A 24457-nucleotide genomic window follows, 5' to 3' on the forward strand; every position below is an offset into this window, starting at 1 on the left:
ATGCTTCGCATCGTCCTCTTTCTCGTCTTGATCGCACTGGCGGCGGCCGGCGCGGCCTGGGTCGCCGACCAGTCCGGCGACCTCGTCCTGACCGCGGGCAGCTTCCGCATCTCGACGACGCTGCCGAGGTTCGTGTTCTTGCTCGGCCTTTTCGCCGCTTCCGTCGTGCTGGTCTGGAGCATCCTGACGACGATCTGGCGCATGCCGGGGCGCTTGCGCCGACGCCGTCATGACAAGCGCCATGCCCGCGGCCGTCATGCCATCACCCATGGCCTGCTCGCGATCGGCCACGGCGATTCCGCGCTCGCGCGCCGGCACGCCGAGGCGGCGCGGCGGCATGCACCGAACGATCCGCTCGCACTGCTTTTGCACGCGCAGTCGGCGCAGCTCGAAGGCAATCGCGACGAGGCGCAACGCGTCTTCCGCGCCATGGCCGAACGCGAGGACACGCGGCTGCTCGGCCTGCGCGGTCTCTTCATCGAGGCGCAGCGCGCCGATGATGCGGTCGGCGCCGTGATGATTGCGGAGGAAGCGATCAAGCTGTCGCCGTCCGCGACCTGGGCCTCGCACGCGGTGCTCGGCTTCCGCTGCGCGCGCGGCGACTGGAGCGGCGCGCTCGCGATCCTCGATTCGAATCTGTCCGCGGGCCTGATCGACAAGCAGACCTATCGCCGGCAGCGCGGTGTGCTGCTCGCCGCGCGTGCGCTGGAGCTGGAAACGATGGACCGCGACGTCGCGCGCGAGAGCGTGATGGAGGCGGTCAAGCTCGCGCCGACCCTGGTGCCGGCGGCCGTGCTCGCGGCAAAATTCGAGAGCGAGGCGCATCAGGTGCGCCGCGCCATGAAGCTGGTCGAAGCCGCCTGGCTCGCCAATCCGCATCCCGATCTCGCGGATGCCTATGCGCATGTGAAGCTCGGCGATTCCGCGTGGCACCGCTTGCAGCGGGTAGAAACTCTCGCCGCGAAGACCCCCGCCGACAAGCCCGGTTATGTCGAAGGGCAGCTCGCGATCGCGCGTGCTGCGATCGAGGCCTCCGAGTTCGCCCGCGCGCGCGAGGTGCTCGCGCCTTATCTCAAGGATCCGACCCAGCGCGTCGCGCTGCTGATGGCCGAGATCGAGCGCACAGAGCATGGTGACGGCGGCCGCGCCCGCGCCTGGACCTTGCGCGCGGTGCGCGCCCGGCTCGATCCCGCTTGGACCGCGGACGGCTATGTCAGCGACCGCTGGCGTCCGGTCTCCCCGGTCACCGGCCGCCTCGATGCGTTCCAGTGGCAGGCGCCGGTCGCGAGCCTGCCCTCGGACAAGGGCCCCACGCTCGAATCCTCGGCCTTCGAGGAAGCCATGCTGGCCGCTCCGCCGCCGAAGCGGGTGACCGCCGCTCCCAGCGAAGCCGCGGTGGAACCGCCGGAGGTGGCCCCGCTGCCGGCACCGGCCGCGCAGGACAATTCACCCCCTCAGGCCAAGGACGCCGCGAAGGAGGCTACCAAGGAAGTGGCCAAGGAGACTGGGGAGCAAACTGCGAAGGTCGACGAGCCGGTCGTCACGCCCGCCGAGCCGGCGAATCCGGCTCCGGCGCCCGCCGAATCATCGCCGCCGGCGCCGACGCCGGTCTTCCGGACCCGGGCCGACCTCAGCAAGCCCGCCTCGGCGCCGACCCAGACCGTCATCCCGATCGTCCGCGCACCGGACGATCCCGGGATCGACGACGACGGCCCAAGCGACGAATTTACGGAACAAATCGGCACGCCCAAAGCCCAGGCGGGCGGCTGGCGCGGATTCTGGTCCCGCTGGGGCGCGTGAGCGGTATTTCGCCTCCCGCTTGTCCTTGCCAATTCGGGCCATGCCCGATATCAGGGGCGCGCGTATCGGGGCCGGCATTGCTTTGGTCCCGGCAGATTCGCCGCAATAGCTCAGTCGGTAGAGCACGTCATTCGTAATGACGGGGTCGGGGGTTCGAATCCCTCTTGCGGCACCAGCGCCCCGGTTCATCCGATCCCCAAGGGCTCGCTCGGCTGCGTGATCGCGATCACATAATCGCAGACATGGCTCCCCCTAACGTCCTGTCACGCCAACACGGGGAGACTTCACATGCGCAAGATCATTCTGATTGCCGCCATGCTGCTGGCTTCGGCCTCCGCCCAGGCAGGCGGCTCCCGCGGTCTGTCGCTGGCGGCAGGCGAACAGACCTCCACTCCGCAAACCACGACATCGGCGAGCACCGTGACGGCGCAGGTGAGCGAAGCCGCGCCGGCCACCGAGGTTCAGAAATATCATGATCGTCCGCCGGCGGTGTCGCTCTCCGCGCCGACAGTGGCGACCACTCCGACGGTCACCACACCGGCGACGGCCTCCGCGCCGGTCACGACGCCCAAGCCCGCCGCCAAGACCACGGCAAAGGCGGACAAGCCGAAGCCCAAGCGCAGCTGGACCGAGCGCCGCATCATCAGCGAGCTGCATCGCCACGGCATCTATTGGTGAGGCGCCGACCTGTACCCTGATCTCGCCGTCATGCCCGGGCTTGACCCGGGCATCCACGTCTTCGCGCCTGATCCTAAAACGTGGATGGCCGGGACAAGCCCGGCCATGACGCAAGAGTTTTGGATTTGGCGCTTATTGCGAGATCGTCTGCACGACGCTCGCGATCGGACGGGAGTTCGTGCCTGCGGTCGGCACCTTCATGTCCTTCATCAGCGCCTCGTCATATTCCGGCAGCGTCTGGAGGCTCGTCTTGGCCTTCATCTGCACGACCTTGTAACCGCCGGCCTTCAGCCGCGCGAGCAGCGTCGGCAGGGCGAGGCCCGTGTTCTTCTGGAAGTCGTGCATCAGGATGATGCCCTTGCCGAGCTTGTCCAGCCTCGTCATCACGGTCTCGACGATCTTCTCCGGCGTCGCGCCCTTCCTGAAGTCGAAGGAGTCGATTTCGGTCGAGAACATCGCGACGTTGCGGGTGCCGAAATAGCTCACCATCGCGGGATTGTGCTGAAGCTGCGGAAAGCGGAAGAACGGCGCCGGGTTGGTGCCGAGCGCGAATTTCACTGCGCTGAAGCCCTTCTCAACCTCGTCCTTGACCTGCTGCTCGGTCAACTTCTTGCTGTTCAGATTGACATGCGACCAGGTGTGCGTGCCCACCGTGTGGCCCTGGGCCAGCACCTGCTTCAGGATCTCCGGATGGTAGGTCGCGTGCTTGCCGACCGAGAAGAACAGGCCCTTGGTGCATTCGTCCGCGAGCGCCTTCAGCACCGTGGGCGTGTTGACCGGCCACGGACCGTCGTCGAAGGTCAGCACGACCTCCTTCTCGGTCAGGAAGTCGAACTGCTTGAAATGCTCGAAGCCGAAGCCGGGGCCGCCCGTCGTGTCGATCTCGACGACGCGGGACACACCCAGCGCGTTCGGATTGGCGCAGGCCTGCTTCGACTGCATCGACATGAGCGGCGCTGGCGCAGGTGCCGGCGCGGCTGCGGCCGGCTTGGCCGCGACGGCCGCGGTGGTCTCGACGTCGTCCTTGGCGGCGAGCTTCGCCTGTGCCGGCAATGGATCGGCGGCACGGGCGGCAACTGTCTTGGGAGCGCCCTGGTCGGCGCGCGCGGAATAATAAAACCAACCGCCGGCGGCGATCACGACCGCCGCAACTACACTGGCCAGCATCAGGCCCAACGCATTACGCATCGTTACTCTTTCCAATTACGCAACCAAACCGGCGGAATTTCCCGCGCGACGAGCCATTAATGCGAAGTAAGAGTTAACGTGACACCAACACGACAGCGGTTGCGAAGGAATTTCAGTGGGCTGCGTCTGAGTGACTGAGATCACAGAGGACGGGTCTCCCGTGAGCGTCATCACAGTGGAAACGGTTTTGCCGGAGCATCGTAGCTCCCATCGACAACGGGCCCGCTGTGGCGGCGCCAATGGGAGCTTCAAATGACCAAGTCGTTTACCGGCAAGATCCGCGACGCCAGCCTGGCCCTGGGCTTTGCCGCGATCGTCTCCATCGCTTCGACGGGCGCGAGCTTCGCCTTCTCGGCCGAGGCGCAGCAGATGTGCACGGGCGATGCCTTCCGTCTTTGCTCGGCGGAGATCCCCAATATCCCGAAGATCACCGCGTGCATGATCAAGCATCGCTCGGACCTCAGCGCCGGATGCCGCGCGGTGATGGACAAGACCCTCGCCAAGGGCGCCTCGCGCAAGGTCGCTGACGCTCAGGACACACAGTAACCAAGACGCCGGCGGTTGCGCCGGCAGCTCCCCTCGCCATGTCCCCTGGCATGAAGCCGGGGTGATGGCGGCGGCGCGCTGCAGCTAGTCAACAAAGCCGTTGCAGGTGCGGGATCGTCGCACTAGCTTCGCCCGCACGTCTTTCCGGGTAAGAGGCAATTGCGCGATGACCAGACTGCTTTTCGTTATTTCCTTGCTCCTGTGCGCATCGAGCGCCTCCGCGCAACAGCAGCCCGGCCATGATGCCTGCGCGCGCGACGTCACGCGCTTCTGCCGTCCCGTAATGGACAATGGCGACGGTGCCGTGCTGGCCTGCCTGAAGCAGAACCGCACCAAGCTGAGCAAGGCCTGCGACAAGGTGCTGACCCAGCACGGGCAGTGATCGTCATTCCGGGGCGCGCGAAGCGCGAACCCGGAATCCATCGCGCGACCAACTCCTGCGATAAATGGATTCCGGGTTCGCACCTTACGGCGCGCCCCGGAATGACGAGAGGCCTACGTACTGCTTCCCGCCGCGGTCGCGACCACCGGCAGCACCTCGCTGTTGGCGCGGTCCGGCGTGTCGTCCTTCCAGCGCACCGAACCGAAGGGGCGCTCCAGCATGCGGCGGATTCGCACCGGCTCGGGACCGATGTGGAAATCGATCGCCTGCTGATGCAGCGCGCGTTCGGACTGGGTCGCACGGTTGCGCTGACGCAAATAGTCGAGCCAGGTCGGGCAGTGATAGCGCTCGGTCCACAGCTCGGGGTCGGCGATGTCGCGCGCGATAGACCAGCCATAGGCACCGTTGCGCTGGCGCGAGAGCTGCACGTCCTGCATCACGTTGTGGAACGCGCGCGCATTTTCTTGCGCAACCCGATATTCGATCTCGACCACGAGCGGGCCGCTGCGCCCTGTCAGCGACAGCCTCACCTCGGGATCGGCCAGCATGTCCGCATCCTCGTTGCGGGCGCCGACACGCGGCATCGTGAGCCAGATGCCGAGCAGCGGCGAGATCAGCATCAGGCCGGCCGAGCTCAGCAATGCGATCTCGACGCCGGCATAGTCGGTGAGATGGCCCCAGCCCCAGGCGCCGATCGCGATGCCCCCGGCGATCGCGGCCTGGAAGGCTGCGAGCGAGCGACCGGCGACCCAGCGCGGGGCCGAGAGCTGCACGCCGATATTGAACAGCGCGATCGCCGCCATCCAGACTGCGCCGCCTAGCACCAGCGCGGCCGCCGTCAGCACCGGCTCCGTGCTCAAAGCGAGGGCGGCCATGGTGAAGGCCATCGTGATGGTGCAGGCGCGGATCGCGGCCTCGCCGCTCATGCGCTTGCGCAATTCGTGGATGTTGAGCGCGCCGATCACCGCGCCCATGCCGAAGGCGCCGAGCATGATGCCATACATCTGCGCGCCGCCATGCAGGAGGTCGCGCGCGACCAGCGGCATCAGCGCCATCACCGCGCCGCCGATCAGGCCCATCACCAGCGTGCGCAACAGCACGATCTTGATCGGCGGCGAATTGGTGATGTAACGCACGCCCGAAACCATGGCGCGGTTGAGCTTCTCCCGCGGCAGGCGCGACGGCTCGGTGCTGCGGCGCCAGAGCAGCAGCACCACCAGCAGCGGCAGATAGAGGATCGCGTTGCAGGCAAACGCGGCCACCGCACCGAGCGCAGCGACGATGACGCCGCCGACCGCCGGACCGAAGCTGCGCGCGATGTTGTAGCTGATGCCGTTCAGCGCCACCGCGGACGCCAATGCCTCGGGCGGCACTTGTTCGCTGACCGAGGACTGCCAGGCCGGACCGAACAGCGCATTGCCGCTGCCGACGATGAAGCAGAAGGCGAGCAGCAATTCCGGGGTGATCAGGTTGAAGCCGGCCAGCACGGTGAGCACGCTCGCGCCGATCAGCGCGATCGACAGCGAAATCACACTGACGATGCGGCGGTCATACATGTCGGCGATGGCGCCGGCCGGCATCGAGATCAGCATGATCGGCAGCATGAGCGCGGTCTGCACCAGGGCCACCTTGTCTGCCGAGGCCGCCATCTGCGTCATCGCCCAGGCCGCACCCACGCCCTGGATCAGGAGGCCGAGATTGGAGAGCAGGCTGGCGAGCCAGATCCGCCGGAACACGGTGTACCGCAGGGGCGCTGTGATGCCGTCGGCGGCCATTTTCGGGCGGTTCGGCTGCTCGGTCATATCCCCTTCCATGTCGGATGGCAGAAGTGGTCGTGGTGATTCCGGCCAATTCAGTGATGCCCGCGAAAGTCCTTCGCTGTCCAGTGCTTAGGCCGGTATAAGCAGTGCAAAGAGCTAGGCTTGCCGGGAGGAACTGATGAAGCTGTCGCGACGGACGATTTTGCGAGGGGCTGCGAGCGTGCCTTTCGCACTTGCGAGCTTGCGGACGGGCGCGCTGGCGCAGACCGCGCCCGCCACGGAGCTGCCGCCGATTCTGTTCGTCCACGGCAATGGCGATTACGGCGCGCTCTGGATGACGACGCTTTGGCGGATGGAGTCCAACGGTATCGCGCGCGATCGCATGATGGCGATCAATTTCACCGACCCGCTGGCGCGCAACGACGACAAGGTCGAGCAGGCGGGTCGCTCCTCGACCGAGGATCAGCGCCTCGAGCTCGCTGCCGCCATCACCGAGCTGAAGCGCCGCACCGGCGCAGCCCGCGTGGCGCTGGTCGGCAGCTCGCGCGGCGGCTACGCGATCCGTAACGTCATCAAGAACGGCGCCGCCGGTGATGTCAGCCATGCGGTGCTGTGCGGTACGCCCAATCACGGCGTGTTCGCAACAGACGACCAGCCGAACAACGAATTCAATGGCCGCGGCACGTTCCTGCGCGGACTGAACGAGGGCGAGAGTGAGGTGACGCCGGGAGTCGCTTTCCTCACGCTGCGCAGCGACGGTCTGGACAAATTCGCGCAACCCGACGGCCGCTTTATCGGCAAGCCCGGCATGCCGACCAATGTCACCGCCGAAGGGCCGGAGCTGAAGGGCGCCACCAATCTCGTGCTCGGCGCGCTCGACCATCGCGAGGTGGCGTTTCACCCGCGCGCGTTCCGCGAGATTTACAAGTTCATCGCGGGGCGCGAACCTGCGCGCATCGCGATCGTGCCGGAGACCAGCGTGAGATTGAGCGGCCTCGTCACGGGTACGCCCGGCGGCGTGCCGACCAATCGTCCGGTCGCGGGTGCAATCGTCGATGTCTTCCGTGTCGATCCTGATACCGGGGAGCGCAAAGACGGTGCGCTGTACAGCTCGACAACAGGCTCAGATGGCCGTTGGGGGCCGGCGCAGGTCGATCCCGCCTGGTCGCTCGAATTCGTGCTGACCTCGCCGGATGCGCCGACGACGCACATCTACCGCTCGCCCTTCCCGCGCTCGTCCGAGGTTGTGCATCTGCGGCCCGCGCGGCCGCTCGGGCCGGCCGACAAGGCCGCCGGCGCCGTCGTGATCATGTCGCGCCCGCGCGGCTATTTCGGCCTGCCGCGCGACGTGGTGCTGCTCGACGGCAAGGAGCCGGCCGACGTCAAGCCGGGCGTGCCCACGGATGCGGCAGCCACCCTGCGGCTTCCCGCCACCGAGGTTGGCCGTAACATCGTGGCCCAATTCGGCGAAGAACGGATTGTGGCACGCGCCTGGGCTGCGTCCGAGAACCGGATTGCCATCGCCGAGCTGACTTACTAGCTATTTACCTGCGTCCCACCTTGCGGGAGAGAGCCATGAATATCGCCAGCGTGCGTCGGCCCATCACCCCTCCGGCTCCTCCGCGAGCGCCCGACGATATGTCGTTCTTCGGCCGGCTCGCGGTCATCAGGCAGAATATGATCGCGACCTGGGGTCAACGCGCCTACGAGGAAGAGGTCATTTCTGGCCGCTTCTTCTTCCGCAATAGCTTCATCCTGAACCAGCCGGACGCGATCCGGCACGTGCTGCTCAGCAATTACGAGAACTACACGCGCACGCCGGCCGGCATCCGCATGCTGCGCCCCGTTCTCGGCGACGGCCTTCTGATCGCGGAAGGTCATTCCTGGACGTTTCAGCGCCGCACGCTGGCGCCGGCCTTCACGCCGCGCGCGACCGCAAACCTCGTTCCGCACATGACGGCCGTGCTCGACGAAACCATCGCCAAGCTGGACGCGCAAACCGGTGAGCCGGTCGACCTGCGCGCGATCATGCAGCGCATGACGCTCGAGATCGCCGGTCGCACGATGTTCTCGTTCGGCATGGACCAGCACGGCGCAACCCTGCGCAACTTCATCATGGAATATGCCGCGCGGTTGGGGCGTCCGTACTTCCTCGACATGGTGCTGCCGGTGTCCTGGCCGAGCCCGATGGATTTTGCCCGCGCCCGTTTCCGCAAGCGCTGGACCGAGTTCGTGGCCATGCTGATCGCCGAGCGGCGTAAGGCGGGCAAGAAGGACGGTGCGCCGCCGCGCGATTTGTTCGATCTCATGGACGAGGCACGCGATCCCGAGACGGGCCAGGGCTTCTCCGACGAGCAGCTGGTCGACGAGGTCGCGACCATGATCCTCGCCGGTCATGAGACCACGGCGACGGCGCTGTTCTGGGCGCTCTACCTGCTCGCGCTCGATCCCGATACGCAGGAGGAGGTGGCGTCCGAGACCCGCGGCGAGCATCTCGACAGCATGGCCGACATCGATCGCCAGAAATTCACCCGCGCGGTGATCGACGAAACCATGCGGCTCTATCCGCCGGCCTTCCTGGTCGCGCGTGCCGCGCGCGATAGGGACAATGCGGCGGGCGTCGAGATCGGCAAGGGCGACATCATCATGATCGCGCCCTGGCTCTTGCACCGGCACGAGAAGCTGTGGGATCAGCCGAACGCATTCATTCCAAAGCGCTTCATGTCGCAGGAGGCGCCGGACCGTTTTGCTTACCTGCCATTCGGTGCAGGTCCGCGCGTCTGCATCGGCGCACCGTTTGCCCAAGCCGAATCCGTGCTGGCGCTGGCGCGGCTGATCGGAGCGTACCGAATCGAGCTTGCCGACCCCGCGACCCCCGTAATTCCGCTCGGCGTCGTCACCACCCAGCCGGACCATTCACCCCTGTTCCGCATCACGCGTCGGTGACAGGCTCGCGTCTGGCCGCTAGCGTGATCCAGCCTACATAGAGTTTCGCCATGAGCGACATCCAGGCCCAACTCTCCGTTCTGAAGCAGACCGCCGATCCCGTTGTGGTGGAGGCCATCGCGCAGCTGATCGCCAACGGTCATGATCGCGATCTCAACCGGATCAATGCGCTGGATTTTGCCGACCGGACCGGGCTCGACCAGGAGAAGGTCATTTCCGGCTTCCTGCACGCCTCGCGGCTCGGCCTGTTCGACATGAGCTGGAACGTGCTGTGTCCCGGCTGCGGAGGCGTGCTGGGCGCGCACGCCACACTGAAGTCGTTGAAGCACGACGACTACAATTGCGCGCTCTGCGCCGCCGGATACGAGGCCTCCGTCGACGAGATGGTCGAAGTGGCCTTCACCGTCAGCCCGCGGGTCCGCCGCATCGGTGCTCATGATCCCGACACGTTGCCGATCTGGGAGTATGTGCGGCAGATGTTCTGGAGCTCAGGCGTCGACATCAACGACGAATCCTTTTCCCGCCTGATCAACCAGGTAACGCTCGAAGCCCTCGAATTGCCCGCCGGCGAGAAGGCGATCCTCTCACTCAATCTGCCGAGCCAGTTCATCATCGTGTTCGAGCCGGTCACCCATTCCGCCCATTTCCTGGACGTTCAGGGTGAGCCGACCAGCGAGCGTCAGCAGCTGTCGATCATGTTCAACAAGCTGGAGGCGCCGACGGGGACCACCGTGATGCGCCCCGGACCGTTGCGTCTCATGCTCGAGAACCAATCGGACAGTCGCGTATTGCCCTCGGTCTGGATTGCCGACCACGCGTTGCACGAGATGATCGGCAAGCGCAAGCCGATCCTGACCGCCAAGCGCATGCTGTCCAACCAGACGTTCCGCGACGTCTTCAAGGCCGACAACCTCAATGTCGACCAGCGACTGAAGATCACGTCCCTGACGTTCCTGTTCACCGACCTGAAGGGTTCGACGGCGCTGTATGAGCGGGTCGGCGACCTCAATGCCTTCGATCTCGTGCGGGCGCATTTTCGCGCGCTGCTGGAGATCATCGCCGCCGAGAAGGGTGCGGTCGTGAAGACGATCGGCGATGCCGTGATGGCGACCTTCGTCAGGCCCGAGCACGCCATCACTGCGGGACTGCGCATGCGCGCGGCGATGGACGAATTGAACAAGCAGCGCGGCGCCAACGACCTCATTCTCAAGATCGGGATCCACGAAGGCCCCTGCCTCGCAGTCATGCTCAACGAGCGGCAGGATTATTTCGGCCAGACCGTCAACATCGCCGCCCGCGTGCAGAGCCTGTCGACCGCGCAGGAGATCCACATCACCGGCCCGGTGCTGGACGCTCCCGCAGTCGCCGAGGTGCTCAAGCAGCGCGCCATCAAGCCGATCCAGAAGCAGGCCGCGCTCCGTGGCATCGCCGACAAGATGGTGGTGTACGAGATACCGTGAGCTTGTGGGCTGCGCCGCAGTCTCTAGCTCCGTGGGAAACAAAAGCGCTTTACATCCTTCACCGTCATGCCCGGGCATGAATGTCCTTCCTCGCGGTGACGCTTTGATGGCCGGGTCAAGCCCGGCCATCACGGCAGAAAGCGCGCCCAGATTGCCGAAACGTAATACGCGCGCGGAACTGACGCACGTTGCGCCGGTTGGGTTTCTTGCTCATATAATGCTGGTAACGGCCGCGCTCCTTGCGGCGTCATCAATCTCGGTAGGACCTATGCTCGACGGCTTGCGCCAATTCATCGCCGACATTGTCGGTCCCCAAGCCCAGGACCGCGCATTTGGCGACAGCGATTACCGGCTGGCCGCGACCGCGCTGCTGGTCCATGTGGTCTCGCTGGACGGCCAGCCGAGCGCGGCCGAGCAGCGCAAGCTGCACAGCCTGATCGAAAGCCATTTCGGGCTCGACCGCGGCACCGCTGACCGTCTCATCGCCGACGCCACCCAGGTCGAAGGCGAGGCCGTCGACCTCTATCACTTCACCAGCGTCATCATGCGCTCGCTCGACGAAGCGGGTCGCAAGCGGATCGTGCAGATGATGTGGGAGCTGGTCTATGCCGACGGAGAGGTCAGCGAGTTCGAGGACAATGTGGTCTGGCGCGCGTCCGACCTGCTCGGCATCTCCCAGCGTGACCGGATCGAGCTGAAGCACGCCATTGCGGAGCGTGCCGGTGGCCAGGTCAAGGATCGCGCCGTCGGACCGGTCCCCGGTGGATTGCCTGGCCTGCGAGCCACATGACGAAACTTTAATATAAGCCCGGCGGTCCCCCGCTTCTGCGGATTCGACTGCAAATACCGGTCTTTCCTGCTTCCACTGTCGCTCTCACAAGCAGCCATGCTGCCAGCGCCGCTTGCCTGGCGCGCACGGCTTATGCTCTCGTTCTGGTATTGCCGGGACCACAGACTTCAATTCAAGAGACTTCGATCGTGAATGAGCGGGTAACGTTGATCACCGGTGCCTCGGCGGGCATCGGGATGGAGCTGGCGCGTGTGTTTGCCGCCAATGGACATCGCCTCGCATTGACGGCGAGACGGGTGGATCGGCTCGAAGCGCTCGCGAACGAGATCGCCGCCAAGGGTGGCAAGAAGCCGATCGTGATCGCCTGCGATCTCGAGGACCCGCATGCCGGTGAGAGGATCGCCGCGACACTTGCCGCCGAAGGCGTCGAGCTCGATCATCTCGTCAACAATGCCGGCTTCGGCGTATTCGGCGATGCCATCGAGCGCGATCGCGTCGCGCAGCTCGGTATCGTCGATGTCAACGTCCGCGCCCTGACGGATCTGTCGCTGCGCTTCGCCGATCAGCTCATCCGGAACAAGGGCGGTCTTCTCAATGTCGGCTCGGTTGCAGGCTTCCTGCCCGGCCCCGGCATGGCCGTGTACTACGCATCCAAGGCCTATGTGATTTCCTTCACCGAAGCATTGCGGGCGGAGCTCGCTCCCCGCGGCGTCCGTGTCACCGTGCTTTGCCCGGGCCCGGTCCCCACGGAATTCCAGGCCCGCGCCGGCGTCGGCTCGCAACATGACACGGCCTTTCTCAACGTCTCAGCTGCCGAGGTTGCGCGGGAGGCGTATCGCGCTCTGATGGCCAACAAACGGGCAGTGCTGCCCGGCCTCGGCAACAAGATTGTGCCGTTCGCGCTGCGCTTCTTCCCACGCGGCTTCATCCTGGCGGCCACTAGCCGGTTCCAGCGGCAGCGGCGCTGAACGCCGCCGCCCGCGTCCGTAGTGGCCCGGAGCTTGCTTCCAGACGTGCGCGTGTGTGCGCAAACTCACACGATGTTAACCATCGCTTAGCTATGCTGGCGGTCTGAACCGATAGCACTCGCAGAGGCCATGTCGTTCCGGACGGACAGGTTTGGTGGCGCAGAGGTGGTCGCCTTCCCACAGAGGGCGGCGAGCGTCGCCGCCGCTGAAACCCGGCTGCCGGTTCTGATCGTCCTGCATCAGGAATGCTCGACACCCGGCCGCGTCGGCAATGCGTTGCGCGCGCTCGGCCACCGCCTCGACATCCGCCGTCCTCGCTTCGGCGATCCCCTGCCCGAGACGCTCGATCAGCATGCCGGGGCCGTGATCTTCGGCGGGCCGATGAGCGCCAATGATTCCGACGACTACATTCGCCGTGAGATCGACTGGATCGAAATTCCGCTCCGCGAGCAGCGCCCGTTGCTCGGCATCTGCTTAGGGGCGCAGATGCTGGCGATGCAGCTCGGGGCCCGTGTCGCGCCGCATGCGCAGGCGCTGACGCAGATCGGGTACTACCCGATCAGGCCGACCGCCGCGGGCCGCGCGCTCTGCCCGCACTGGCCGGCGCAGGTCTATCACTGGCATCGCGAGGGCTTTGAGCTGCCTGGAGGCGCCGACTTGCTCGCCGAAGGCGATGATTTCCCGGTGCAGGCGTTCCGCACGGGCAATGCTTTCGGCGTGCAGTTCCACCCCGATGTGACCTATGCGATGATGTGCCGCTGGACCACGCGCGGCTATGACGGATTCAGCGCGCCCGGTGCACGGCAGCGGCATCATCATTTCGCGGATCGCGCCGTCTACGATGTCGCCGAACGCGCCTGGCTCGATCATTTCCTCGACGGCTGGTTGGAGCGCCGGCCGATGCTGGCGCAAGCCGCCGAGTGATCGCGGCTTCGCGCAAGTCCTTGGCGCAGGTCCTTGGCGCAAGTCCTTCTCCCATCCCGGGGTATGCTAGGCTCGCTTCTAACGAGCGCGTGCGAACGCGTGCCGGCAAACAAGGGAGAGCGTCATGGCCTACGAACACATTCTCTATGAGGTGAGCGACAAGATCGCGACCATCACGCTCAACCGCCCCGATCGCATGAATGCATGGACGCCGGTCATGGAGCGCGACGTGCGCAACGCGATGGAGGCATCGAGCGCCGACGACAATGTCCGCGTCATCGTCCTCACCGGCGCGGGCCGCGCCTTCTGCGCCGGCGCCGACATGGATGCGCTGAAGGGCCTCGATCCCAACGACGTCAGGCGCGCCTCGAACCTGCCGCCGTTCGACATGAATCGCCGGCCAGACTGGCAGACGCGGTACGGCTATTATCCTTCCATCAAGAAGCCTGTGATCGCCATGCTGAACGGCGCGACGGCAGGCATTGGACTGGTGCATGCACTCTATTGCGACCTTCGCTTTGCCGCCGACAACACCGTGTTCACCACCGCCTTCGCGCGGCGCGGCCTGATCGCCGAGCACGGCATCAGCTGGATGCTGCCGCGCATCGTCGGCCACGCCAATGCGCTGGATCTGCTGCTCTCGGCGCGGCGCGTGTCGAGCGAGGAGGCACTGCGGATCGGGCTGGTCAACCGGCTCTGTCCGCCGGAGAAGCTGCGTGAAGAGACGTATACTTACGCGCGCGATCTCGCCGATTTCGTCTCGCCGAGCGCGATGGCCGTGATCAAGCGCCAGCTCTACGAGGTGCCGTTCCAGACGCTGGCCGAGGCGACGATCGAGGCCAACAGGGAGATGATGGTGGCGCTGAACGGGAGTGATTTCAGGGAGGGCGTGGCGAGCTTCATGGAGAAGCGGCCGCCAAGGTTTACCGGGAGGTAGGGGGAGTTCACGGAGAGGGTCCGCCGTCGCCCTTCGGGCTATGGCGGGACAGCCTTCGCTCACTTCGCTACGAGAGAGCACGGCTGGCTTGCCTAGCCGTAGCTCGCGAAGCGAGCGAAGGCTGGTGGAGCCAGGCGGGATCGAACCGCCGACCTCGTCATTGCGAACGACGCGCTCTCCCAGCTGAGCTATGGCCCCTTTGCTGGCCGCTCTGGTGAACGCGGCCGACAACCGGGCGCCATTTAAGTCCCCGCCAAGGTCAAGTCAAGGACGGGCGTAACCCGGTTTTAGCTCTCCGGGTGCCGACTTCCCTTGTTTGGGCCTGACGGAACCGATATCTAGCAAACGGGGCGTCAATCCCGACCGAGCCAGAGTTTTCAAAAGCCAGAGGCCTCATAAGCCATGCGTGCCGTTCTCGACATCGTCATCATCGTGCTCGACCTCTACGTCTGGCTGCTGATCGCCTCCGCGATCCTGTCCTGGCTGATCGCCTTCAACGTGGTGAACACCCGTAACCAGTTCGTGTCGGCGGTGGCGGAGTTCCTCTACCGGATCACCGAGCCTCTGCTGGCGCCGATTCGCAATTTCCTGCCCAGCCTCGGCGGTCTCGACATCTCGCCGATCATCCTGATCCTGATCATCATGTTCATCGAGCGGGTGATCCTGTACTACATCTACCCGAACGTGGTCTAAGCGGGCGGGAGCGCCTTGGTTGCCAACAAGGAGCCTTGTTGTCAGGAGCCTTGCCCTAAGGACCCTTGGCGCTACTCGGCCGCAGGAATCAGCATCGCGCTGCGGGTGACGCCGCGCGGCGGCCGCGACGACATCGACGGGATCGAGCAGCTTTCGGATGGCCGCAGCGTGCTCAAGGTGCGGGTGCGCGCCATTGCCGATGGCGGCGAGGCCAACAAGGCCGTGCTGGCGCTGCTGGCGAAATCGCTCGGCGTGCCCAAGAGCAATGTAAAGCTGCTATCCGGAGCCACGTCGCGGCTGAAGCAGATCGCGGTCGACGGCGATCCGGCGCGTCTCGGCGAAACCCTGCGCCAGCTCACATCGGCCAAACCGACAGATTGAGAGAACGGACATGACCGCTGATATCATCGATGGAAAAGTCATTGCGGCGGAACTCCGTGGCCGCGTCGCCGAGGAGGTCGCCCGCGTCAAGCGCGAGCACAATCTGGTGCCGGGCCTTGCGGTGGTCCTGGTCGGCAACGACCCCGCCAGCGAAGTCTATGTCCGTTCAAAACACACCCAGACCCAGGCCGCGGGCATGGCCTCGTTCGAGCACAAGCTGCCGGCCGACGTCTCGCAGGCAGATCTGCTGGCGCTGGTCGCAAAGCTCAACCGGGATCCCTCCGTGCACGGCATTCTCGTGCAATTACCGTTGCCGAAGGGGCTGAACACCGAAGCGGTCATCAACGCCATCGACCCCGCCAAGGATGTCGACGGGCTGCATCCGAACAATGCCGGCCGGCTCGCTGGCGGCTTCGAGGCGCTGTCGCCCTGCACCCCGCTCGGCTGCATCATCCTGACCAAAAGCGTGCACGCCTCGCTCGAAGGCATGAACGCCATCGTCATCGGCCGCTCCAACCTGGTCGGCCGCCCGCTCGTGCAATTGCTGTTGAACGAGAACGCCACGGTGACGATCGCGCATTCGCGCTCGCGCGACCTGCCTGGCCTCGTGAAGAAAGCGGACCTCGTCTATGCAGCAGTGGGCAAACCAGAGATGGTGCGCGGCGACTGGCTGAAGCCGGGTGCGACCGTGATCGATGTGGGCATCAATCGCATCCCCAAGGAGGACGGCAAGACGCGCCTCGTCGGCGATGTCGCCTATCAGGAAGCGCTTGCCGTTGCCGGCGCGATCACGCCGGTGCCGGGCGGTGTCGGCCAGATGACGGTGGCGTGCCTGTTGGTGAACACGCTCCGCGCGGCCTGCGCGATCGCCGGCCTGCCGAAGCCGGCGGTGTAGTTGAGCGTCATTCCGAGGCGGCTCGCAGAGCCAAACCCGGAATCTCGCGCCCCGACCTCTGGATTCCGGGTTCGCTCTGACGCGCCCCGGAATGACCGTGCGGATCAGCCCTTCTTCTTCTTCTCGCGCTCGATGCCTTCTTGGATCAGCTGGTGCGCTTCCTCCGGGCCGCCCCAGCGCAGGATCTTCACCCACTTGCCCTTTTCGAGATCCTTGTAGTGCTCGAAGAAGTGCTGGATCTGCTGCAGCGTGATGTCGGGCAAATCGGAATACGACTTCACCTTGTCGTAGCGCTGCGTCAGCTTGGACGACGGCACCGCCAGGATCTTCTCGTCGCCGCCGGCTTCGTCCTCCATGAACAGCACCCCAACCGGACGCACGCTCATGACGGCGCCGGGGATGATGGCGCGGGTGTTGATGATCAGCACGTCGCAGGGGTCACCGTCATCCGACAGCGTATGCGGGATGAAGCCGTAATTGCCGGGGTAACGCATCGGCGTGTAGAGGAAGCGGTCGACCACCAGCGTGCCGGCCTCCTTGTCCATCTCGTACTTGATCGGTTCGCCGCCCACGGGGACCTCGATGATGACATTGACGTCGTGGGGGACGTTCTTTCCGATCGAGACCGCATCGATACGCATTCAAGGCTCCGTTGTTGCCGAGGATAAATCGCGCCCGGCAGCGATTTTGGCGCTGTCATACGCGGGCTTGGCCCGCTGATCCATCGCGTTTTTGTGAAATAATGAATCCGGCGATCACCGGCGCGAGCGGCCTGCGGTATGGACGGATGGGAACGCTGCCCGGTTAGGGTTTCAGCAGCTCAATTGGTCCAAGCGAAGGCAACCTTGTCGAGCGCTTTCGGCCCGAACCGCTCCGACGAGCGCGCCACCATGCGGCCACCCAGGGCACGGTAGAACTCGGTGGCAGGGTCGTTGTCCGAGAGCGCCCACACCACCATGCTCTTCAGCCCGCTCTGCATCAGGTCGCGTCGGGCGGCGGCGAACAGACGGCGGCCGAAGCCGAGGCCCTGAAACTCGGGCCGCAGATAAAGCTCGTAGATCTCGCCGTCGAAATGCAGGCTGCGGGCCCGGTTGCGGCCATAATTGGCATAGCCGGCGATCTTGTCACCGAACACCAGCACGCTGACACGGCTGCCCTTGCGGATCGCGCTGTCCCACCACTGCGGACCGCGGCGGTTGATCAGCTTCTCCAGCTCGGCGCCGGGAATGATGCCCTGATAGGCCGAACGCCAGGCTTCGTCATGGGTCGACGCCACCGCAGTTGCATCTGCGGCTTTGGCCGGCCGGACCTCGATCAGGGTTGTGCTCATGGACGCGATCAAACCAAGTCGCCGCGCCGGCGGCAAGACCTATCGTTAATTATCGGTTAACCTGTGGACTTTCTGCATCAGTATTTCAACCGAGTTGTGCCGAAAAAAGACAGGACGGCAACTCCGAGGGCACCTGCGTGCGTGCCGTCGGTGCAAAACTCCTGTTGCTTGCGGCAACGAAGGAACGGCAATGGGCACCGCAGAAAGTCCGCTCATTGTGATTCGTTCCTACTAGTGTGCCTGTCGCTGTTCTTGTTCGCCCTCGGCAATTCATGCGGCTCCTCAATACCATCGCGCTCCTGCCTCTGCTGGCCTTGCTGACCGCGCCGCCTCTGTGCGCAGAGGTCAGGTTCGGTCCATCGGGAGAGGAGGGCGAACCGTTTCGTCGGCAGGAATGGCGCGTGCCAACGCCGGATACCGATCTTGCTGCGCATGCCCTGCTGTTTCGCCCCTCGGGCCCAGGTCCGTTCCGGCTCGCGGTGATCGCACACGCCTCGACGCAGAACACGCTACGTCGGGTGCAAATGCCGCAGCCGGAATACCGCCCGCTCGCCGGCTATCTCGTCGCGCGCGGCTTTGCCGTGCTGGTGCCGGAGCGGCCAGGCCATGGTGCCACCGGCGGCCGCTACCTCGAGGATCAGGGCGGCTGCGGCGAGCCCGACTACACGCGCTCGGGCCGCGCAACGGCCGACGCAATCAAGCTGGCGCTGGTCCAGCTGCAAAAGCAGGATTTCATCCGCAAGGATGGCGCGATCGTGATCGGCCATTCCGCCGGCGGATGGGGTGCGCTGGCGCTCGCCGGTGCCGATCCGAAGGTGATCTCCGCCATCACCGTGTTTGCACCGGGACGCGGCGGCCATGCCAATGATGAGCCGAACCGAATCTGCGCGCCGCACACCCTGCTCGCCGCCGCAGCGGAATTCGGCAAGACCGCGCGCATTCCCGTCACCTGGCTCGTTGCGCCCAATGACAGCTATTTCGCGCCGGCATTCTCGCAGAAACTCGTCGATGCGTTTCGCGGCACGGGCGGCAAGGCTGAGTTTCGCCCGCTGCCGGCCGTCGGCAGCGAAGGCCATTGGATGATCGAAACCGAAGCCGGCGTCAAAGCCGCCAGCGGCGAGCTCGCGCGGGCGCTGAACCCGCCCAAGCCTGTGGCGACCAAGAAGCCATGACGCTGTATTTCCTGTTCAAATTTGTTCACGTCCTCGGCGCCATCGTCATTCTCGGCACCGGGACCGGCATCGCCTTCTTCATGCTGATGGCGCATCGCACGCAGGACCCGGAGTTCATCGCCCGCACCGCTTCGGTCGTGGTCATCGCGGATGCGATCTTCACGCTGTCGGCCGTGATCCTCCAGCCGGTCAGCGGCGGCGTGCTGATGATGCTGTCGGCGACCTCGATCACGGAGCGCTGGCTGCTGGCCTCACTCGCGCTCTACGCGATTGCCGGCTTGTTCTGGGTGCCGGTCGTGTTCATGCAGATCGAGATGCGCGACCTCGCGCGCAAGGCTGCTGCGCAGCGCAGTGCGCTCCCACAGCGCTATTTCGTGCTATTCCGCCGCTGGTTCGCGTTCGGCTTCCCCGGCTTCGGCGCGACGATGGCCATCCTGTGGCTGATGATCGCGAAACCGTTTTGAGAGAAGCGATGAGTGAGCGAACCGTTTTGGTGCTCGGCGCCTCCGGCCTGATCGGCCGCTTCGTCACCGACGATCTGCGCACGCGGGGCTTTCGCGTCGTCGGCGTGGCGCGGAGCCTGTCGCCGGCGCAGAGGATGAGCGCGCTGGACATCGAGCTGCCGATCCTCATCCTCGACACGGCCGCGCTGACGCGTCTCCTCAGCGAGCACGCGGTAGACGTCGTCGTGAACTGTCTCGGCGTGCTCCAGGATGGCCCCGGCAGCAACACGAGCGCGGTGCATCGCGATTTCGTCGCGCGACTGCTTCGGGCGATCGGCGGCAGCGGCCGCGCAATCCGGCTGGTGCACATCTCGATCCCCGGCTCCGCGGAGGCGGACCGCACCGCCTTCGCTACGACCAAACGCGAGGCCGAGCGCCTGATCGGGGCTAGCGGCATTCCTCATGCCATCCTGCGGCCTGGCTTCGTGGTCGCACCGTCAGCCTATGGCGGTAGCGCCATGCTCCGCGCGCTTGCAGCCTTTCCGATCGATTTGCCGGCCAAGGACATGGCAACGCCATTTCAGCCCGTGGCGATCGAGGATATTACGGCGACCATCGCCTGGCTCGCCGCGCGCGACATCGACGATGCCTCGTTGAGGGCGGTGAGCTGGGACCTGATGCAGGCCGAACCGATCACCATGGCCGGCGTCATCAAGCCGTTTCGCCATGCGTTCGGCACGGACGGCTGGCCGCGCATCGCGATGCCCCGCTTCCTGCTCGATCTCGGCGTGAAACTCGGCGATGTCGCCTGCTATCTCGGCTGGACGCCGCCGATGCGCTCGACCGCCATTGCCGAGCTGCGTCGCGGCGTGACTGGCGATCCGTCAGCGTGGAGCGCCGCGACGGGTATCGCGCCGAAGCATCTGGCTGAGGCGATCGGACGCCATCCTGCCAGCATCCAGGACAAATGGTTCGCGCGCCTGTTCCTGGTCAAGGCGCTGATTTTCGCAAGCCTGGTCGCGTTCTGGGTCGTCTCCGGTTTCATCGCCTTGTTCGTGTCCTACGGTGCCGCCGCCGGCATTTTGACCGCGCACAACTTTCCGCCCGCGCTGGTTGATCCCATCACCATCGGCACCAGCCTGATGGACATGAGCATCGGTGTCTTGATCGCCTTCCGCCGAACGGCTGCGATCGGCTTGGTCGCGGGTATTTTCGCTTCGCTCGGCTATATGCTGGGCGCGGCGATCCTGACGCCCGACCTCTGGATCGAGCCGCTTGGCGCGCTGGTGAAGACCGGGCCGGCGATCGTCTTGATGGTCGTCGCGCTCCTGATGCTGGATAACCGATAGCGTTTTCGAGCGAAGTGGATTCCGGTTCGCGTGAAGAAAACGCGTCAAAAAGAGAGTCTGATGCCCAAATGGCCTGAGGACGACGTCATTCTGTTCGACGGCGTCTGCATCTTCTGCTCACGCTGGGTCCGCTTCGTCGCCAAGCGCGACACGGCGAGGCAGTTTCGGTTCACGCCGATCCAGTCGGATTATGGCGCCCGGCTCGCGCGCACGTTCGGCATCGACCCCGATGATCCCGACACCAACGCGGTTGTCCACGGCGGCGAGGTGTTCATGAAGTCGGATGCTGTGCTGACGGTGCTGTCGCAACTCCCAGGCTGGCGCTGGGTGCGCGCATTATTCGTGTTGCCGAAGCCACTGCGGGATGCGGTCTACAGCCTCGTCGCGCGCAACCGCTATCGCATCTTCGGAAAGTATGACGCCTGCTTCGTGCCAGATGCGGATTTGCGAGCGCGAGTGATCGAGTAGCCCGCAATGACGGAGCTTGCAGCTAAGGCTTGCCCAGAGCCGCCAGCACTTCCTTCGCCGCCCGCTCGCCGCTGTCCCGTGCACCATGCGCGGTCGTGAAGAAGGTCGGCGACGTCGCCTCGCCCGCGAAGAACAGACGTGCATCCACCGGCGCAGCCAGCACGGCACGGTCGCCGGCATGGCCGGGCAGCGCATGCGAATACGACCCCCGCGCAAAGGGATCGCGGGCCCAACGCGATTCATACAGCGGCTTCAGCTTGCGGCGGATATCGTTGCCGAGAAAACCCGCGATCTCGCTGATGGCTTGGGCGGCGATGGCACCGTCGCCGGCATCTTCCAGCGCGCGGGCAAAGCTGCCGCCGAAAAAGCCCTCGATGCAGGGCTGGCCGAACGGGCGGATGTGATAGGTGCCCATCTCCGTGCGCATGGTGGCGCCGCGTAGATTGCCTTCTGTCGGAAAGGTCTCGGCGTCATCGAGGGCCAGCGTCACCTTATCGTCGACGCCGAGCGGCAGGCCCGCCGCTGCGTTCACCTTTGCGGGGAGCGGCGGCGAGAAGCGGATGGCTTCTTCCGCGATGAGATTGGTCGGCACGGTGACGATCGCCTTGTCCGCGGTCAGCGCGCCCCGCGACGTCTCGATGTGGACGCGTTTGTCCGAATGATCGATCAGCGCGACATTGCAATTCAGCGCCACCGGGCAGGGCGCACCATAGGCCGCAATCAGCGCGCCATAGCCGCGGCGGACGCGCCAATTGAAGTTGGTGTCCTCATAGGCTTCCCAGTCCAGCGTCGACATATCCTTCAGCTCGCAGCCGTTGATATAGGTCGAGATCGCGTCGATCATCGGATTCCAGCGATTACCGGGCTCCAAATGCGAGCTCGCGGCCTCGTCCTTACCTGTTTGCGCCGCTTCCCACAGACGCTCATAGAACGCGTCCATTGCGCGCATGAAATCGTCGCGCTCGCTTTCCGGAAAGGCATTGCCGTAGGCCCGCTCGCGCCAGGGCGGCAGGTCCTTGTTGAGCTCGAAACCGAGCTGTCGCGCGATCGGCACGAAAGAGTTCTTGTCGGCCGAATGCAGCCAGCCGCAGCCGACGTCGAACGTCACCTCGGGTGAGGCCTGCACGGTCCAAGCCCGGCCGCCGAGCCGGTCACGCGCCTCCAGCACGATGACGGAAAGGCCGGAGCCTTGCAGCGCATGGGCTGCGCCGAGGCCGGCGGCACCGGCGCCGATGATCGCGACGTCGACGGAGGAGGGGAGGGAGGTCATGGGCGGGCTCTAGCACGTTCGCGAAGAGTGCTGAAGCCGGGCCGGCGCATACCTTCCGCAGCGCACGCGGTTCCGGATGCCACCTTGTCGCCGGTTGCGCGACTTTTGTGACGAAGATCGCTAAGTCATCGGATCCGAACCGCCTTGTTTTTCGTGCCAAGGTTGTATTCAAATTTCGCATTCTCTTTGATCCATTCTTCGAGGAATTTCCCCATGCCGAACATCGACCCGGGTGTAGAGCACAAGCGAACCGCAATTCTGGTAGTTCACGGTATCGGCAGCCAGCGCGCGCTGGAAACTGTACGCGGCGTCATCCGCGGCGTTTGGCACAACGAAGGCAATCCCGACGACAAAGCCAACAAGCTCTGGACGCATCCGGAGAAGAGCGGCGTCGACATCGATCTGACGGTGATGACGACCAGCGAGGTGCCGGGATCGGCGGACAAGCGCGTGGCCGATTTTCACGAGCTCTACTGGGCTCATCTCATGAGCGAAACCAAGGCGGTCGCCGTGCTGCTCTGGCTCTACGAGTTGTGCCGCAAGGGGCCGGTCATGAGAACCGGACTCAATGCGCTCTGGTGGACCGCGTCCATCTTTCTGTGCCTGATGAACCTCTCGTTTGCCGTGCTGGCAATCAGGGGCGTGTTGCTGTTCTCGGAAACCAGCGCGCAAAATATCCTGATTGCGCCCTTGCTTCTAATTCTATGCAGTCTTGTGTTCGGCCTTTGCGTCGCACTCAAATGGCAGGCTCTTCGTCTCGTCCCGTGGCTGGCCGCCTTCTGCGTCGCGGGTTTCGCCGCTGGCCTCGGCTATCTTTGGCTTGAGGGTACTTTCCCCGGCGGAAACGGATTCCTCGACGGCGCCGAGATCTTGACGCTGATTGGTCTTCCGACCTTGTATGCGTTGCTGACGACGTACCTTGTGATGGGACAGCAAGGATTGCGCGCGTTCTGGCGTACACTCGCGGTCTCGCTACTCATGTCCCTTGCCTTCATCTGGGCCGATCAGTACTGGTACGACAGATCACTGGCCGAAACGGTGCTCAAGGCTTGGCCCTGGGGATTGAATTCGCCCTGGAGCGCTCCGATCGCATTTGGTGTGATCGGCATCTATCTCGCCGCCAACGGTGCGTTCCTCCAGCCCTATCTCGGCGATGCCGCGCGCTATTTCCGCGGCTCACCGGCCAATGTCGCCGTTCGTCGGGCCATCCGGAAAGAGGCCGTAGACACGCTGGCGCGTCTGCATGAAAGCGGCCGATACGACCGCATTGTCGTTGTCGCTCACAGCCTAGGCACTGTCGTCGCCTACGATATGCTGCGGGCCTATTTCAGCAGGATTTGCGACGAGTTGCCGCCTGTCACGTTGCTCGGCCAGGAGTTTTTGGCCGTCGATGGTGCGCCGTGGCAGCCCGAGAAAGTGGCCACCCATGAGGAGAAAGTGGAGCTTCGCCGCAAGGCACGGCAGTTGATCGCAAACATCGCCGACGTGACCGTCAGGCGGCCTGTCGAACAGCGGGAGTTCAAGAGCTGGCTGGTGACCGACTTCGTCACGCTCGGAAGCGCACTATCCCACGCTTATTTCTTGATGTGCGAAGAGGCAAAGGATCCCGATACCGCCGAGAAGGATGGACACGAGAGATTGCGCGCAGATTTCAGGCGTCGTGTCGAAGAGCGCGAGTTTCCGACCTGTCCGCCGAAGCGGCTCCAGCAGGATGGCTTGTTGGCCTTCGACAATCCGAGGAAGAAGATTCGGCAGATCCACCACGGTGCGCTGTTCGGGTTAACGCGCTGGACCAATATCTATTTCCCGATCGAACAGATCTTCTGGGGCGACGTGATCGGTGGACCGTTAGCCCCGATCTTCGGCCGGCACATCGTTGACCTCCCGGTCTCGACGAGATTGGCCGGCGGTGCGGACTTCTTCACCCACACCGCCTATTGGAATGTCGACCGGAAACCCGATACCTGGAAGGCACCGCATCTTGCGGCTCTGCGGGACGCGATCAATCTCTCCGACGAGACAACGACGATCGGCTTCATCAGTCGCGGCGAGAATGCGCCGGGCGAACCCGGGTAAC

24 protein-coding genes and 2 tRNA genes are annotated in these 24457 nt (G+C 64.8%); 20 read left to right on the forward strand and 6 right to left on the reverse strand.

The window, feature by feature from the left end:
- The 3 genes from I6F12_RS28445 (at nt 1) to I6F12_RS28455 (ending at nt 2478) form a co-directional block, all read left to right on the forward strand.
- On the forward strand, nt 1-1800 hold the full coding sequence (locus tag I6F12_RS28445; protein WP_036002914.1) for a heme biosynthesis HemY N-terminal domain-containing protein: 1800 nt from the start codon (nt 1-3) through the stop codon (nt 1798-1800).
- A gap of 99 nt (nt 1801-1899) precedes the next feature.
- Nucleotides 1900-1975: transfer RNA gene (locus I6F12_RS28450), tRNA-Thr, on the forward strand.
- A gap of 113 nt (nt 1976-2088) precedes the next feature.
- A complete protein-coding gene (locus tag I6F12_RS28455; protein WP_225157728.1) occupies nt 2089-2478 on the forward strand; it encodes a hypothetical protein in 390 nt (129 codons plus the stop codon).
- Between the two features lie 132 nt (nt 2479-2610).
- On the opposite strand, the gene I6F12_RS28460 is transcribed toward I6F12_RS28455, so the two are convergent.
- Nucleotides 2611-3666, reverse strand: coding sequence for a polysaccharide deacetylase family protein (locus tag I6F12_RS28460; protein WP_225157729.1), 1056 nt, complete (start codon nt 3664-3666; stop codon nt 2611-2613).
- 252 nt (nt 3667-3918) lie between these two features.
- Between I6F12_RS28460 and I6F12_RS28465 the strand changes: the two genes are divergently transcribed.
- The gene (locus I6F12_RS28465; RefSeq protein WP_036002906.1) at nt 3919-4212 is read left to right on the forward strand and encodes a hypothetical protein; all 294 of its coding nucleotides are present in this window, start codon (nt 3919-3921) and stop codon (nt 4210-4212) included.
- A 166-nt stretch (nt 4213-4378) separates the two neighbouring features.
- Nucleotides 4379-4594 carry a hypothetical protein gene (locus I6F12_RS28470; RefSeq protein WP_036002903.1) on the forward strand — a complete coding sequence of 72 codons (216 nt, stop codon included), beginning with the start codon at nt 4379-4381 and terminating at the stop codon, nt 4592-4594.
- Nucleotides 4595-4707: 113 nt separating this feature from the next.
- Here the strand turns inward: I6F12_RS28470 and I6F12_RS28475 are convergent, their stop codons facing one another.
- Nucleotides 4708-6396: an MFS transporter gene (locus I6F12_RS28475; RefSeq protein ID WP_225157730.1), complete on the reverse strand. Its 1689-nt coding sequence runs from the start codon at nt 6394-6396 to the stop codon at nt 4708-4710.
- Nucleotides 6397-6532: 136 nt separating this feature from the next.
- Between I6F12_RS28475 and I6F12_RS28480 the strand changes: the two genes are divergently transcribed.
- From I6F12_RS28480 to I6F12_RS28510, 7 genes are all read left to right on the forward strand, one after another.
- Nucleotides 6533-7894, forward strand: coding sequence for a hydrolase (locus tag I6F12_RS28480; protein WP_225157731.1), 1362 nt, complete (start codon nt 6533-6535; stop codon nt 7892-7894).
- 35 nt (nt 7895-7929) lie between these two features.
- Nucleotides 7930-9300, forward strand: a complete 1371-nt coding sequence (locus tag I6F12_RS28485; protein WP_036002897.1) for a cytochrome P450 — start codon at nt 7930-7932, stop codon at nt 9298-9300.
- A gap of 50 nt (nt 9301-9350) precedes the next feature.
- Nucleotides 9351-10760 carry an adenylate/guanylate cyclase domain-containing protein gene (locus I6F12_RS28490; RefSeq protein ID WP_225157732.1) on the forward strand — a complete coding sequence of 470 codons (1410 nt, stop codon included), beginning with the start codon at nt 9351-9353 and terminating at the stop codon, nt 10758-10760.
- A 268-nt stretch (nt 10761-11028) separates the two neighbouring features.
- Complete coding sequence (locus I6F12_RS28495) at nt 11029-11550, forward strand: TerB family tellurite resistance protein (protein WP_036002890.1); 522 nt, start codon at nt 11029-11031, stop codon at nt 11548-11550.
- A gap of 188 nt (nt 11551-11738) precedes the next feature.
- Nucleotides 11739-12518, forward strand: a complete 780-nt coding sequence (locus I6F12_RS28500) for an SDR family oxidoreductase (RefSeq protein WP_109142002.1) — start codon at nt 11739-11741, stop codon at nt 12516-12518.
- 129 nt (nt 12519-12647) lie between these two features.
- A complete protein-coding gene (locus I6F12_RS28505; protein WP_109142003.1) occupies nt 12648-13442 on the forward strand; it encodes a glutamine amidotransferase in 795 nt (264 codons plus the stop codon).
- A 124-nt stretch (nt 13443-13566) separates the two neighbouring features.
- On the forward strand, nt 13567-14379 hold the full coding sequence (locus tag I6F12_RS28510) for an enoyl-CoA hydratase (RefSeq protein ID WP_036002884.1): 813 nt from the start codon (nt 13567-13569) through the stop codon (nt 14377-14379).
- 122 nt (nt 14380-14501) lie between these two features.
- On the opposite strand, the gene I6F12_RS28515 is transcribed toward I6F12_RS28510, so the two are convergent.
- A tRNA-Ala gene (locus I6F12_RS28515) sits at nt 14502-14577 on the reverse strand.
- A gap of 204 nt (nt 14578-14781) precedes the next feature.
- On the opposite strand from I6F12_RS28515, the gene I6F12_RS28520 reads away from it, so the two are divergent.
- Genes I6F12_RS28520 through folD form a run of 3 tightly spaced genes read left to right on the forward strand, consistent with a single transcriptional unit; the run spans nt 14782 to nt 16348 of the window.
- Entirely contained in the window at nt 14782-15072 is a 291-nt protein-coding gene (locus tag I6F12_RS28520; RefSeq protein WP_036002872.1) for a YggT family protein, read from the forward strand.
- A 15-nt stretch (nt 15073-15087) separates the two neighbouring features.
- Nucleotides 15088-15453 (forward strand): DUF167 domain-containing protein, encoded by a 366-nt coding sequence (locus tag I6F12_RS28525; RefSeq protein ID WP_051056859.1) that lies wholly within the window; start codon nt 15088-15090, stop codon nt 15451-15453.
- 10 nt (nt 15454-15463) lie between these two features.
- Nucleotides 15464-16348, forward strand: a complete 885-nt coding sequence (folD, locus tag I6F12_RS28530; RefSeq protein ID WP_225127916.1) for a bifunctional methylenetetrahydrofolate dehydrogenase/methenyltetrahydrofolate cyclohydrolase FolD — start codon at nt 15464-15466, stop codon at nt 16346-16348.
- A 104-nt stretch (nt 16349-16452) separates the two neighbouring features.
- On the opposite strand, the gene ppa is transcribed toward folD, so the two are convergent.
- Nucleotides 16453-16989 carry an inorganic diphosphatase gene (gene ppa / locus I6F12_RS28535; protein ID WP_036002867.1) on the reverse strand — a complete coding sequence of 179 codons (537 nt, stop codon included), beginning with the start codon at nt 16987-16989 and terminating at the stop codon, nt 16453-16455.
- A 179-nt stretch (nt 16990-17168) separates the two neighbouring features.
- On the reverse strand, nt 17169-17678 hold the full coding sequence (locus I6F12_RS28540) for a GNAT family N-acetyltransferase (protein WP_024338772.1): 510 nt from the start codon (nt 17676-17678) through the stop codon (nt 17169-17171).
- A 272-nt stretch (nt 17679-17950) separates the two neighbouring features.
- On the opposite strand from I6F12_RS28540, the gene I6F12_RS28545 reads away from it, so the two are divergent.
- From I6F12_RS28545 to I6F12_RS28560, 4 genes are read left to right on the forward strand one after another with little or no spacing between them, the layout of a single operon-like run.
- Complete coding sequence (locus I6F12_RS28545; RefSeq protein WP_057025833.1) at nt 17951-18850, forward strand: alpha/beta fold hydrolase; 900 nt, start codon at nt 17951-17953, stop codon at nt 18848-18850.
- Entirely contained in the window at nt 18847-19314 is a 468-nt protein-coding gene (locus I6F12_RS28550; protein WP_057025834.1) for a DUF2269 domain-containing protein, read from the forward strand. Before I6F12_RS28545 ends, I6F12_RS28550 begins: the two co-directional genes overlap by 4 nt.
- 8 nt (nt 19315-19322) lie before the next feature.
- Entirely contained in the window at nt 19323-20642 is a 1320-nt protein-coding gene (locus I6F12_RS28555; RefSeq protein WP_036002855.1) for an SDR family oxidoreductase, read from the forward strand.
- A gap of 60 nt (nt 20643-20702) precedes the next feature.
- Complete coding sequence (locus I6F12_RS28560; protein WP_036024199.1) at nt 20703-21110, forward strand: thiol-disulfide oxidoreductase DCC family protein; 408 nt, start codon at nt 20703-20705, stop codon at nt 21108-21110.
- Between the two features lie 22 nt (nt 21111-21132).
- Here I6F12_RS28560 and I6F12_RS28565 read toward each other — a convergent pair whose 3' ends face one another.
- Nucleotides 21133-22380 (reverse strand): NAD(P)/FAD-dependent oxidoreductase, encoded by a 1248-nt coding sequence (locus I6F12_RS28565; protein WP_225157733.1) that lies wholly within the window; start codon nt 22378-22380, stop codon nt 21133-21135.
- 213 nt (nt 22381-22593) lie between these two features.
- Between I6F12_RS28565 and I6F12_RS28570 the strand changes: the two genes are divergently transcribed.
- Nucleotides 22594-24456 (forward strand): exosortase/archaeosortase family protein, encoded by a 1863-nt coding sequence (locus I6F12_RS28570; protein WP_225157734.1) that lies wholly within the window; start codon nt 22594-22596, stop codon nt 24454-24456.
- The last annotated feature ends 1 nt before the right edge of the window (nt 24457 follow it).

Source organism: Bradyrhizobium sp. IC4059, from assembly GCF_020193615.1.
GTDB lineage: Bacteria > Pseudomonadota > Alphaproteobacteria > Rhizobiales > Xanthobacteraceae > Bradyrhizobium > Bradyrhizobium yuanmingense.